The organism is Maribacter sp. (genome assembly GCF_049667165.1).
Classification (GTDB): domain Bacteria; phylum Bacteroidota; class Bacteroidia; order Flavobacteriales; family Flavobacteriaceae; genus Maribacter_A.
On sequence record NZ_JBATHS010000111.1, the window covers coordinates 1 to 12,668 of the forward strand.

The window sequence follows — 12,668 nt, forward strand, 5'->3', positions numbered from 1 at the left end:
TTCTGAGGCCTTTGAAAGACCGGATCTTCGAATATTTACGGAAGCCGGCCAATTCAAGGATTATGTTTTTGGCCAGGATTATGATAATTCCGTGTTATTGTTGATGAGTTCAGGTAATTATGGCGGCTTGGATTTGAAAGCGGTGAAGAACCTCATTGAAGGGTAAGAACACGCAAATACGGAAGTTTTGCCATACCCTGGGTCCTTGGTATACCTTTTGATTTATACGTATTAGTTGAATTGTTATGATGAACGGCCATTTTAATTTTATTTCCAGATGTGTAAAAAAGAAGGTATCCATTCTTATGATGGCCTTTATGCTTGGCATGTCCAATGTAATATTGGAAGAAACCCGAATGGTCAATGATACGCGGGTAAAAACAGAACAACAGGAAGTTTTTTCGGATGATGGCCATTTTGTGGGCAACGGGTATTATTTCTTTTAATCAACCTTTGGGTCAATGAAATGGCGGTGCCCACCAATGAAATTCCACTGGTATTTATATGGAAAACAATTGTTGATTATATTTGACCCATGCAAGAAAAATCCTCCTCTTTTTCTATAAAACACTGGTCAGACGATGATAAACCTCGGGAAAAAATGGTCCGTAAGGGTAAATCCATATTATCGGATGCGGAGTTGATTGCCATTTTAATTGGATCGGGTAGTAGAAATGAAAGTGCGGTGGACCTATCGAAGCGAATTTTGGCCGCAGTGAATAATAATCTAAATGAACTGGGGAAGCTTTCCATTAATCAATTGATGCAGTTTAAGGGTATTGGTGAGGCCAAGGCGGTAACCATTGCTGCAGCCTTGGAGATTGGTCGAAGAAGAAGGGGGGAAGAAGCCCAAAAAATCATCAAGATAGGAAGTAGCATGGATGCCTTTGAGCTTTTGCAGCCCACAATGGGCGAATTGCCCCATGAGGAATTTTGGATCGTATATCTGAACAATTCAAACAAGGTACTACATACGGCACAATTGAGTAAAGGGGGTATTACCGGCACCTTGGTAGATGTCCGTTTGGTTATGAAGCAGGCATTGGAATTGGGGGCCGTTGCCCTTATTTTGGCACACAATCATCCCTCAGGAGGATTGAAACCAAGCAGTGCCGATAAACAACTTACCCAAAAACTAAAGAATGCCGCTGTGGCTTTGGATATAAAAATTTTGGATCATTTGATCATTACCCAAAAGGATTACTTTAGTTTTGCTGATCAATCGATTCTATAAACCCATTTTTCAACAAACGGATGTTACTGATTTATACGCATAAGATTACACCACGGTTCAGTTACATTATGCGACAGGTGTTTCCCAGGATACTGGGAATAGAAGTATCATTCACCACCAAGGTCGAGGATTTTATCAAGCATTCAGGCGCTAAGATCACCTATACCAAACAACCCTTGCAGAACGAGTTCTTTGTGCGAAGCAATGATCTGCTTTTTGAGCATGGTATCAACGATATCCAAATCAATGTGATGGATTGGGAAGGGGTCCCCTGTTTTTTTACGACCAGTGAGAATAGTGCCTTGCCTTACGATATTTTCTCTGCAAGTTTTTATTTGCTTTCCAGATATGAGGAATATCTTCCCCATGTAAAGGATATACACGGTAGGTTTTCGCCCAAGGATAGTATAGCCTACCAAAACAATTTCTTGACACTTCCTGTCGTCGATCTTTGGGCCAATAAATTATTGGATAGGTTACTGGAACGTTTTCCGGATATGGAAGTCAAGAAACCCGACTACAAGTATATTTCAATCATAGATGTGACCACCTCCCATTGTTATGCTCATCGGGGGTTTACACGCAGCCTTGCCGGGCTTCTGCTCGATTTAGCCAAGTTTAGGATAAAACGGTTGTTCGAAAGGGTGGTGGTATGGTTCAATCCGGTAAAGGATCCCTACGACAATTTCGATTTTTTGATACAAAAAAGGAAGGAATATGATTTAAATTGTATGTTCTTTTTTCAGTTCGCTTCGTATTCGACCTATGACAAGAACGTTTCTCCCAATAACAATAATTTTCGGCACCTGATCAAATCAATAGCGGATTACTGCAAAGTATCCTTGGCCGCCTCTTATAGTTCGTTCAATAATGTGGAATTGTTGCGAGGAGAGAAAAAGAACTTGGCCGAAGTGATCAACAGACAAGTGGAGTTCTCAAGAATGCGGTACAATAGGGTAGATGTCCCCCAAACCTATCGAAATTTGGTCGATGCCGAGTTTACCGATGATTTTACCATGGGCTATACCCATGAAATTGGTTTTAGGGCGGGTACGTCGTTCCCATTTTATTTATACGACATCAATATGGAATTGCAACAGCCTATTCGAGTGCATTCTTTTGCCTTTCATGATTATGCCTTGCACGAGGAGACCTCCATAACTACTATTTTAGAGAAAGTGAGATCCCTGTACCAAGAAGTGAAAAAAGTAAATGGAGAGTTTATTTCGGTTTTTTCGAACGAACTATTGGGTACTGACCACCCAATCGATTGGAAGGAGACCTATGAGGCAATCATAAAGAATTATCATGTTTAAGGAGCGGATATCGGACGTGTTTTTTGATTTGGACCACACACTATGGGACTTTGAAAGGAACTCAGCGCTTACCTTTGAAAGAATATTGAACGCCCACAAGATCGAAGTTGACCTAGATGACTTCCTTAAGGTATATATTCCTATAAACCTGGCATTCTGGAAACTGTACCGGGAAGACAAGATCACCAAGACACAATTGCGATACCAACGATTGAAAATCGTTTTCGATGAATTGAAATATCGGGTTTCGGATGACGTAATCAATCAGTTGGCGGTAGATTACATCAAATACCTCTCTTCGTACAACCATCTTTACCCCAATGCCATTGAGGTATTGGACTATCTAAAACCCAAGTATAAACTACATATCATCACCAATGGTTTCGAGGAAGTTCAGGAAAGAAAGTTGATGAACGCCAAGATTCGGGATTATTTTGATCAGATCGTAAATTCTGAAATGGCAGGAGTCAAAAAACCGAATCCCTTGATTTTTGAATTGGCATTGCGAAGGGCGAACACCACTTCGGACAGTGCGATTATGATAGGCGATAGTTTGGAAGCCGATATTCTTGGGGCCAAGGCCGTAGGCTTCCATGCAATCCACTTTAACGCACATAACGAACCAGACCACGAATTTTGTCATATGATTCACGATTTAAGTGAAATAAAAAGCTTTTTGTAGAGTTATACATAGTATAACAAAGGCTCCTTTTTATCGATTAAAAGGTTATATGCAATGAAAAAGGCAGGTACGTATTTATGGATTGCGATTACATTCCTATCACTTCTTTCCTGTATGGAGGATCAGGATTTCAATCAATATGATGATCTTAGTGTAACCCCAACCTATGAGGCAAGCGTCCTGTACCTAGAAGTTCCTGAAAACACGATTAATGATATAACCGGACCGGATACCTATTCCCAGAATTTTAATTTTGATGCATTTTCAGAAAATATTTTTGCTGATAGGGTTCTTGAAGGCGTTTTGACGTACCAAGTTGAAAACACGACCAGTAAGCCTTTGGAGATTGAAGTGCAATTTTTGGATGAAGCGGGAACGGTATTGGATACCGAGCAGTTTCTGCTTGATCCCGAACCTACGGGTGTCGTGATTCGCGAGATTGCATATGGGCCTGCTGGGCGCAATTTGGATATCATAAGAAATACGTCCAGCCTTCTTGTAGCTGCAACCAACCTTGGTGACAATACCAGTACCTCGTCCCAACCCGACCCCATGGTCACACTAAAGAGTAGTGGTAAATTCATGGTCCGCATAAAATGATACTAAGAAAATTTTTAGCGGTATCCATATTATGGGCTGGCCTTGCCGTGCATGCCCAAAACAAACAGCTATTGTACGATTTTACGGAGATACCCCAAGCGTTGATGGTCAATCCCGGAATGGAGACCGATTTCAGTTGGTATGCTGGGATCCCTGCCCTATCGGGAATTTCATTCCAAGCAGGTTCAAGTGGCATCTCGGTCAATGATATCTTCGCCGATGACGGTCTCAACATCAACGACAAGGTTCGTGATAGGGCTATCTACGGAATGTCCATACAAGATGAACTAAGCGGAACCTATCAATTGGAGATTTTTAATGGGGGATTCAGGGGTAAGGACCCGAGCGTTTTCTATTCTTTTGGTCTCTACAACGAAGGTGACGCCATTGGTTATTGGTTCCGGGATTATGCGATTTTAGGTTATGAAGGAAATGCCGATAGGTTGAATGATCGTTTTGACCTAAGTCATTTGAAGACCCGGGGCGAAATGCTCAATGTGTTTCATTTCGGAATAAATAAAAAAATGAACGGTGACTTGACCCTAGGTGCAAGGGGAAAGATTTACTCGAGCATATTCGATTTCAATTCGACCCAAAACAAAGGCTATTTTGTCACCACGGAAGGCCAAAACAATATTCTTGCCAGCACCCTTGATGCGGATTTACAAGTTAGGACCTCTGGCGGCAATGCTATTGAAAAAGCCATCGACGATGAGACTATTCCCGGAACACTTTTAAAACGTGGTCTTTTTGGGGGCAATCTTGGGTTGGGCGTTGATTTGGGTTTTACCTACCATTTGAATCCGCAGACGGTCTTGACCGGTAGTTTGTTGGATCTGGGGTTTATTTATCATGCAAACGATATTGAGAACTTTGCCTTGCAGGGCAATGCGACAATTGAAGGCATGCAAATCATCTTACCAGATGCCTTATCTGATCCAAACCAGGATTTTTGGCAAAATTTGGTTGATGAGGTTGAGGCCTTTATACCCTTTGAGGAAGAGACATCGAGTTATATCACGTTTAGACCAACGAAACTCTATGGTTCCTTACGGTATAATTTTGGTGAACCCGTGCAGGGCCCGGCACTCTGCGACTGCGATTATAGCAATGCAGGCAATAGTCATAATGTGGTAAAATATCGAAATAGTGTTGGCGGGCAGCTTTATATGATCAATAGGCCAAGAGGTCCCCAAAGCGCCATTACAGCATTTTATCAGCGAAGATTCGGTAATTACCTGGCCATGAAGGCTACGTATACCGCGGATAAATTTTCGTTTACCAATATTGGCCTGGGGGCAAGTTTTCAGGCCGGTCCCGTTAACTTCTATCTTATGGCCGATAATTTATTGGGCTATGGTAATCTTGCGGCCAGCAAGTATGCCTCTTTTCAATTTGGATTAAATATCATATCTTGGGGAAAGAATTGATATATCGTGATTATAAAAAAACTGTTCGTACTACTCTTCGTTTTTTGTTGGTGCAATGGCTATTCCCAGGAAAACCTCAATACCTATAAATATTTCATCGTACCGAAAAAATTGGATGCCTTCAAAAAGGAGAACCAATATAAGACCAGTACACTGATCAAATATTTGTTCACCAAGAACGGGTTCACTGCGGTGTACGATGATGCCCTGCCCGAGGATTTGGAAAAAAACCGTTGTTTGGGCCTATTGGTTTCCGTAAACGATGAATCATCGATGTTTACCACAAAAACGGCAATGATCTTAAAGGATTGTGCTTCAAAAACCATATTGACCACAGTGGTCGGAAGCAGTAAGGAAAAGGACTTTGAAAGTGCCTACCGAGAGTCATTTACCGAGGCTTTTGCAACCATTAAGGCCATGGATTATAACTATACCCCGCCAGAAATGAAACAATCGGAGGTAATCAAGAATAGTGTGCCAATGGAAACAACAAAGCATCCCAAAAACAGCGTTGATCAGGTTGTGGTAAAACAGGAGGCAACTCCCGAAACCCAATTGTACAAAAATACGGAACCCGTTGCAACTGCCATTGAAAAAGCGGTACCGGTGGAAAAAGAGGTGTTGGTAAGGGAACAGATGGATGCGAACATGCTTTATGCCCAAGAAATACCGGGTGGGTTTCAACTGGTAGACAGTAGCCCGAAAATCAAACTAAAGCTCTATCGCACTTCCATTCCCGATGTATATACGGTTACGTATGAGAAGGATAATGGGGTAGTGTTCAAAAAAGACGGGACCTGGTATTTGGAGTATTATTTAGGCGGGCAACTGATTTCGGAAGTATTGAACATCAAATTCTAAACATCGTATTTTCCTTTCCAACGGTGTTTTAAAAATTCACTGATGGCATTTTCACGCTGGTTTTTGCCCGGTTGGTAAAAGCTGGTCCCGGAAAGTTCTTCAGGTAAAAATTCCTCATCGACGAAGTTGTTTTCATAGTCGTGCGAATATTTGTACTCCTTGCCATAACCAAGGTCCTTCATCAATTTGGTCGGGGCATTTCGCAAGGGTAAGGGAACCGATAAATCCCCCGTCTGTCGCACGGCTTGTTGGGCATTGCCGATTGCCATGTAACTGGCATTGCTTTTTGCGGAAGTCGCAAGATAGATGGCACATTGGCTCAAGATGATTCGAGCTTCGGGATAACCGATCGTCGTAACCGCCTGAAAGGCGTTGTTGGCGATGACCAAAGCCGTAGGATTAGCCAAACCAATATCCTCAGAGGCAGAGATCAACAGACGGCGTGCTATGAATTTCAGGTCTTCACCGCCTTCGATCATACGGGCCAACCAATAAACCGCCCCATTGGGATCACTGCCCCGGATCGATTTTATAAAGGCCGATATGATATCATAATGCTGTTCCCCGGTCTTGTCGTATAAGACCGTGTTCTTTTGAACCTTTGCCATCACCGATTCATTGGTAATCGAAATGGTATCGGTCTCTTCCGAATTTACGACCAGTTCAAAGATGTTGAGCAGCTTTCTTCCATCGCCCCCCGAAAGGCGTAACAAGGCTTCGGTTTCCTTTAGTTTTATATGCTTTGATTTCAAAAAGTCATCCTCTTTCATGGCACGTTGCAGCAGCGCTTCAAGATCCTCCTTGCCAAAGGGGTTCAAAACATAAACCTGACATCGGGACAATAACGCGGGAATCACTTCAAAACTCGGATTTTCAGTGGTCGCCCCGATAAGGGTAACCCAACCTTTTTCAACGGCACCTAGCAACGAATCTTGTTGCGATTTGCTGAAACGATGTATTTCATCAATAAACAAGATCGGATTTTTGGTCGTGAACAAGCCACCGCTTTGTTTGGCCTTTTCAATGACGTCGCGTATATCCTTAACGCCGCTGTTTATGGCGCTCAACGTGTAAAAGGGTCTTTTGCTCTCTTGGGCTATAATGTTGGCAAGGGTCGTTTTACCGGTTCCCGGAGGTCCCCAAAAAATAAGGGATGGAATAATCCCTTTTTTGATTTGATGGGTCAACGAACCGTGTTCCCCCACCAAATGGTGTTGGCTTATATAGTCTTCCAATGTTTTGGGGCGTACCCGTTCTGCAAGCGGTTCGTTCATACCGTAAAAATACTATAATTCTGTTGATGACAATTTATCAGGTTTTACATTTATGGCGGAATTATTGATTGGAAAACCATTAATTTTAAGGGATGTCTGAGCACCACTATTTCAAATTTTCCAATGCGGTCGTCATTGCCCCACTTGCGGCGATGCTATGCATATGGACCGTTTTTTGGGTGGAGTTACAGTTTCACATAAACCTCAATCAGTATGGCGTTGATCCCAGGACCTTTTCGGGCTTACGGGGTGTGGTTTTTAGCCCGTTCATACATGGCTCTGTGGAACATCTGTATAACAATACCATTCCCTTGGCCATACTTATGGCGTCTCTATTCTATTTCTATCGAAAGATAGCCCTTAAAGTACTGTTCTGGGGCGTTCTCCTGTCTGGTTTGATCACTTGGGTGATAGGACGACCTTCCTACCATATAGGGGCAAGTGGGGTCATCTATGTGCTTGCAAGTTTTGTTTTCTTTAAAGGGATTTTCACCAAATATTACCGGTTGGTCGCCCTTTCACTGATCGTCGTGTTCATTTATGGAAGTTTACTTTGGTATATTTTCCCTATTAAGGATGACATTTCATGGGAGGGGCATTTAGGCGGATTTGTTACGGGACTGTTATTGGCGATTTTTATGAAAGCCAAGACCCCTTCACCGAGGAAATTCGCTTGGGAACATGAGGATTATGATGAGGAAGCCGATGAGTTCCTTAAACATTTTGATGCGGATGGGAATTTTATTGAAACACGGCCAGAAGACATTGATCAAGACGATAAAGGAATCAGAATAACATATCATTATAGACCCAAGGATAAAAGGGAAAACCCGACGGATTAACCCATTCTTTGGCGAACCACTTCGTACAGAAAAACCCCGCAGGCAACCGATACATTCAAAGAACCGATCTCGCCCAATAAGGGAAGTTTTGCGGAATGGTCAGCCGCTTTTATGACCGAGGGGGATACCCCTTTATCTTCAGCACCCATAACAATGGCGCTGGGTTCCTTGAAAGAAAGCTCATAAATACTGGTGTTCGTTTTTTCGGTAGCCACGGTTACCGAAATACCTGATGCCTGAAGATAAAATACCGCATCCTTAATATGGTCTACCTTGGCAATCGGCACCCTAAATGCCGCTCCAGCAGAGGTCTTGATAGTATCCGCAGTAACGGGGGCAGCCCCTTTTTTTTGTATGATGATACCATCGACGCCTGTACATTCGGCAGTTCTGATAATGGCACCAAAATTACGGACATCCGAAAGTTGATCCAATAAAAGGAACAATGGATTCGTTTTGCTGTCCATGACTCGTTCCACCAGGGTTTCAAGGGTATAAAAGGTAATCGGGGAGATGTTTGCAATGACCCCCTGATGGTTATTTTGGGTCAGCCTGTTTAATTTTTCGGGGGGGACATAGGAGGCATTGATTCCCTTTTTACGGATCAAACCTTCCAATTCCTTGGCTAGATCCCCTTTAAGCCCTTTTTGGATAAATACTTTATCAATGGCCTCACCCGCATTGATTGCTTCGATGACGGCTCTAATACCATAAATTTGGGTTGGGTTTTCCATAGGATAGAACAGATTTGAAAAAGTGATATGAAGTTTTCGGGCTTAAAAATAATCAATTAATCCCGGCGATTAGGCTTACTTGTGTTTTAAAAGACAATGCATATGATTTTAGGGACTTATGTATCTCGCGGATGATATGTGAAGAGGGAATAAGGATAACCGACTTTGGGATTAATTGCCCACAAGTGGATTGCATGTCGACAGATTGTGATCTTTCATAATACAGGGCCATTTCAACACTATTTTTGCCTAGGGGACTGTTAATTGATTCAATATTTATTTAACTTTAAAGGGTACAGGTAGATAATCAACTTTACTGTAGCGCTTCTAATCTAACATTCGATGTATGGATTTCTTTAAGTTAAATAGAAGCACCCTGATAAAAGCAATGGTACTTCCGTTGTTCTTGATCTTCCATCTAGGATATGCCCAGATCGAAGTTGAAGGTTATGTTTTAGATGAAGTGAACCAGGAGCCACTACCTTATGCTACCATAAGGCTGGTAAATGTCAATTCATATACCATTACCAATGAGGATGGGGAATTTAGGCTTTTTTCCTTGAAAAAAGCAGATAGTCTTGAAGTTACTTATATTGGTTTTGAAAAGAAGCGGGTGCCATTGTCCCATTTTAAAACTACCCCCTACCTTTATTTAAGGCCAAATATAGAAGCATTGAATGAGGTCACATTAGTTGCCTTTCCTGAAAATAAGGATTATGCTTTTGACTTGTTGAATAGTTTGGTAAAAAAATACCGTCAGAAGGAAGCTGTTTCAAATTGTAAGGCTTTTTTAACTTTGACCTCCTCCGCAAGGGATATCCCCATAGAACAAATTGAAGGTTTTTATAATGCCGAACAAAGCCTATCGGGCGGTATATTGGATTTGGATATTAAAAGCGGTCGCTTTGGCCAAAATAAATCGTTTCCCTTTTATAGTTTGGACAACACCAAAATACTAAGTGATTTTCAATTTTTCAAGAGTTCCAGCCAAATATTGCCTTTTTATCCAGGGAATATGTCATCAAGTTATACTAAGAGGATTTACAAAATAACAATTGACCCATGTCACAATTGTACCAAAGGGGATATGTCGATTTCCTTTGCTCCTGTAAAATCGGAAACCCGCTATTTTTCGGGTAAAATTTTGTTCAATCGAAGTACGCTGATCATCAAAAAAATTGAGCTCTGGATAAATAACCCTGAAACCAAGAAACTGACCTCGATCAATAAAAGTGTTAAGATATGGCCTAAAGAGATAAAGCTTGAAATAGTTTTTAATCCTTTGGATTTGGAGAAGATACAATATTTGAATTTCGATTTTTCGGTTAATTATGAATATATGACTTCCAAGGAAATCATAGAATCCCATACCTTGGTATATTTTTATGACTACAACACTTCTTTTGACGAACCCTATTTCACAATCCCCGTTCAATTCAAAAATGATTACGACAAGATCATCGCCTTACAAGCGACTGATGATTTTTGGAACACAAATTTTCAATTTCCACAAAGTATCAGGGAGAAAAGATCCATGGAATTTATGAAGCATTATGGATATCTGATCAACTATGACAATACCATACCTGCAGATCACATTGTATATACCAAACCTTCGGTTGTTTCTTGGAATAGGGATAAAAGGTTGGCATGGAAAATCATAAAACAGGATATTGCAACTGAAATAATCAATGATAATCCCTCTGAAACTGAGGTTTGGGGAACTGAAAAAGCCGATAGGGTCTATCATTCCAGTTCTGAAATGATTAGAGGTATGACTAGTATGGAGGTAGAGCAGGAATATGTGTTCAGTTATGTTCTAGATCAATATAAAGATGAGGGTGGGCGAAATAAGTATGTTGTTAAAACCTTGTTCGATAGGTATTCTTCCTTTTGTAGGCATAGCCGCACCAAAAACAAATTGGTATATGTAAATATCATGTTTGACATTTATGAATATTATAGGCAGCTTTTGGAAGCCCAGATTTATCCGGGAATGACCTTTGAAGAAGCAATTATCCAATGTGATGAAAAATTTAAGGAGGCCACTTTAATGGAAAAGAAAATACAAAAGGAAACGAGTTCAGGTTTGAATTATCAAAACCTGATACAGTGGAACAACCAAATAAGGTCAAAACTGAATATCGATAATTTTGCAGTTGTAGAATAAAATAATAGTAATGGGTTTAAGAATTTGTACACTATTCGTTTTATGGGTCCTAATCGGTCCTTTGTATGTTTTTTCCCAAAATGATTTTTCAACGGAGGTTATTGAGCCGCTGACCAAAGATGCCCTATACAAGGAAAAGGTGTTTATCCATTTGAATAAATCAGTCTATTTTGCCAACGAGAATATTTGGTTTGCCGCTTATGTGGTAGAAGATGACAATACCCCTGCTGGGCTTACGACCAATCTTCTTGTAAACCTATTGGAGAGCAAGGGCGATGTGATAGCCAGTAAAAACGTGTTTGTGAATAAGGGCATGGGCCAGGGTGATTTTTTTATCGATAATACGATTCCGTCTGGTACTTATTTCATTCAAGGATTTACCAGTTTCATGCAAAATTTCGGACCTCAGAATGTATTCCTGCAAGAAATTGAAATCATCAATCCCTCGAATATAATTGCACATACCAAAAGAGGGCCAACATCCGGAATAACCGTAGCATTTTTCCCAGAGAGTGGTCATTTATTGGAAGGTGTCCAGAATACCATAGGTATTAAAGTCACGGGCCTAGAAAAGGATGATCCCTTTCATGGGAAGATTGTCGATTCAAATGGTAATGATATCACCACCTTCGAAGGGAATTTATTCGGTATGGGTACATGCCGTTTTTTTTATGAAAAGAACGAATCGTATAGGGCCATCCTCAGTATTGATACGATTCAAAAATATAGTTTGCCCAAGGCCGATAAAACCGGACTTGTATTTAGCCTGGATAATGCGGCTATGGAAAAAATCAAACTTACACTGCGAACCAATGCCGAAACCTTACCCAGTTTGAACGGCAAAAAGTTTACGTTACTTTTTTACAGGAACAATACACTGTATGAAGCAGTACACCTATCCTTAGAGAATGCACAGGAAACATCACAGGAGTTGTTTATTGACAAAACCAAAATGTTGCCGGGAGTCAATAGGGTCACACTCTTTCAGGAAAACCAGCCCATTGCGGTACGCAAGTTTTATGTCGATAAACAGAATGAGGATACAGCAGTGCTCATTGATCGGGTGAACATCGAGAACGATTCCCTTCTTTTCAAGATTAAAACCATAGGGCCCGATTATAAACCAGTTTCGGCCCAATTAAGTATTTCCATCCTACCTGAAGAAACCAAGGCCTTCCGTGAACAGCAACATATTAAAAGCGGGTTTTTGTTGTCGCCCTATGTAAAAGGAGCTATTGAAACTCCTGCATTTTATTTTAGAAATAGGGAGGAAAACGAAAAAGAGTATTTGGATGTAGTATTGCTCAACCAAGGGATGGAACATTCTACCCTGAATGAAATGATCAAGGAAGTGAATCCAAGGGAAAAATTTTCTTTTGAGCATGGGTTTACGTTGGGCGGAACGGTCAAAAACAAGACGAAAGGATATGATTTGGGTATGTTGTCCCGTGAAAACGAGTGGGTCGCTTTTAGTGGCATAAATGAAAAGAAAGAATTTTCATTCGAGAATGTTTTTGCCTATAAG

General features: G+C 41.1%; 12 protein-coding genes. 10 read left to right on the top strand and 2 right to left on the bottom strand.

The window, feature by feature from the left end; translation table 11 throughout:
• Positions 1-245: 245 nt before the first annotated feature.
• The 7 genes from WBM98_RS05950 to WBM98_RS05980 all read left to right on the top strand — a co-directional run bounded on the left by WBM98_RS05950 (position 246) and on the right by WBM98_RS05980 (position 6,123).
• Positions 246-446: a hypothetical protein gene (locus WBM98_RS05950; protein ID WP_424365110.1), complete on the top strand. Its 201-nt coding sequence runs from the start codon at positions 246-248 to the stop codon at positions 444-446.
• Between the two features lie 89 nt (positions 447-535).
• The gene (gene radC / locus WBM98_RS05955) at positions 536-1,234 is read left to right on the top strand and encodes a RadC family protein (RefSeq protein WP_424365111.1); all 699 of its coding nucleotides are present in this window, start codon (positions 536-538) and stop codon (positions 1,232-1,234) included.
• Between the two features lie 20 nt (positions 1,235-1,254).
• Positions 1,255-2,550: a polysaccharide deacetylase family protein gene (locus WBM98_RS05960; protein WP_424365112.1), complete on the top strand. Its 1,296-nt coding sequence runs from the start codon at positions 1,255-1,257 to the stop codon at positions 2,548-2,550.
• The gene (locus WBM98_RS05965; RefSeq protein ID WP_424365113.1) at positions 2,543-3,232 is read left to right on the top strand and encodes a YjjG family noncanonical pyrimidine nucleotidase; all 690 of its coding nucleotides are present in this window, start codon (positions 2,543-2,545) and stop codon (positions 3,230-3,232) included. The genes WBM98_RS05960 and WBM98_RS05965 overlap by 8 nt, the downstream gene beginning before the upstream one ends.
• Before the next feature lie 54 nt (positions 3,233-3,286).
• A complete protein-coding gene (locus WBM98_RS05970) occupies positions 3,287-3,832 on the top strand; it encodes a hypothetical protein (RefSeq protein ID WP_424365114.1) in 546 nt (181 codons plus the stop codon).
• The gene (locus WBM98_RS05975) at positions 3,829-5,262 is read left to right on the top strand and encodes a DUF5723 family protein (RefSeq protein WP_424365115.1); all 1,434 of its coding nucleotides are present in this window, start codon (positions 3,829-3,831) and stop codon (positions 5,260-5,262) included. Before WBM98_RS05970 ends, WBM98_RS05975 begins: the two co-directional genes overlap by 4 nt.
• Positions 5,263-5,268: 6 nt before the next feature.
• Entirely contained in the window at positions 5,269-6,123 is an 855-nt protein-coding gene (locus WBM98_RS05980) for a hypothetical protein (RefSeq protein ID WP_424365116.1), read from the top strand.
• Here the strand turns inward: WBM98_RS05980 and WBM98_RS05985 are convergent.
• Positions 6,120-7,397, bottom strand: a complete 1,278-nt coding sequence (locus WBM98_RS05985; protein WP_424365117.1) for a replication-associated recombination protein A — start codon at positions 7,395-7,397, stop codon at positions 6,120-6,122. The two genes, WBM98_RS05980 and WBM98_RS05985, sit on opposite strands and share 4 nt — an antisense overlap.
• Before the next feature lie 92 nt (positions 7,398-7,489).
• Here WBM98_RS05985 and WBM98_RS05990 point away from each other — a divergent pair, with 92 nt between their 5' ends.
• The gene (locus tag WBM98_RS05990; RefSeq protein ID WP_424365118.1) at positions 7,490-8,239 is read left to right on the top strand and encodes a rhomboid family intramembrane serine protease; all 750 of its coding nucleotides are present in this window, start codon (positions 7,490-7,492) and stop codon (positions 8,237-8,239) included.
• Here WBM98_RS05990 and rlmB read toward each other — a convergent pair.
• Positions 8,236-8,973, bottom strand: coding sequence for a 23S rRNA (guanosine(2251)-2'-O)-methyltransferase RlmB (rlmB, locus tag WBM98_RS05995; protein ID WP_424365119.1), 738 nt, complete (start codon positions 8,971-8,973; stop codon positions 8,236-8,238). The two genes, WBM98_RS05990 and rlmB, sit on opposite strands and share 4 nt — an antisense overlap.
• A gap of 346 nt (positions 8,974-9,319) precedes the next feature.
• On the opposite strand from rlmB, the gene WBM98_RS06000 reads away from it, so the two are divergent.
• Both WBM98_RS06000 and WBM98_RS06005 read left to right on the top strand, forming a co-directional pair.
• Positions 9,320-11,143, top strand: a complete 1,824-nt coding sequence (locus WBM98_RS06000) for a carboxypeptidase-like regulatory domain-containing protein (RefSeq protein WP_424365120.1) — start codon at positions 9,320-9,322, stop codon at positions 11,141-11,143.
• Between the two features lie 10 nt (positions 11,144-11,153).
• Positions 11,154-12,668: hypothetical protein (locus tag WBM98_RS06005; protein WP_424365121.1), on the top strand; the 1,515-nt coding region annotated here is incomplete at its 3' end.

Coding starts and splice junctions, on each gene's coding strand:
- WBM98_RS05950 (WP_424365110.1), top strand. CDS start 246: ATGATGAACGGCCATTTTAATTTTATTTCCAGATGTGTAAAAAAGAAG.
- radC (WP_424365111.1), top strand. CDS start 536: ATGCAAGAAAAATCCTCCTCTTTTTCTATAAAACACTGGTCAGACGAT.
- WBM98_RS05960 (WP_424365112.1), top strand. CDS start 1,255: ATGTTACTGATTTATACGCATAAGATTACACCACGGTTCAGTTACATT.
- WBM98_RS05965 (WP_424365113.1), top strand. CDS start 2,543: ATGTTTAAGGAGCGGATATCGGACGTGTTTTTTGATTTGGACCACACA.
- WBM98_RS05970 (WP_424365114.1), top strand. CDS start 3,287: ATGAAAAAGGCAGGTACGTATTTATGGATTGCGATTACATTCCTATCA.
- WBM98_RS05975 (WP_424365115.1), top strand. CDS start 3,829: ATGATACTAAGAAAATTTTTAGCGGTATCCATATTATGGGCTGGCCTT.
- WBM98_RS05985 (WP_424365117.1), bottom strand. CDS start 7,397: ATGAACGAACCGCTTGCAGAACGGGTACGCCCCAAAACATTGGAAGAC.
- WBM98_RS05990 (WP_424365118.1), top strand. CDS start 7,490: ATGTCTGAGCACCACTATTTCAAATTTTCCAATGCGGTCGTCATTGCC.
- rlmB (WP_424365119.1), bottom strand. CDS start 8,973: ATGGAAAACCCAACCCAAATTTATGGTATTAGAGCCGTCATCGAAGCA.
- WBM98_RS06000 (WP_424365120.1), top strand. CDS start 9,320: ATGGATTTCTTTAAGTTAAATAGAAGCACCCTGATAAAAGCAATGGTA.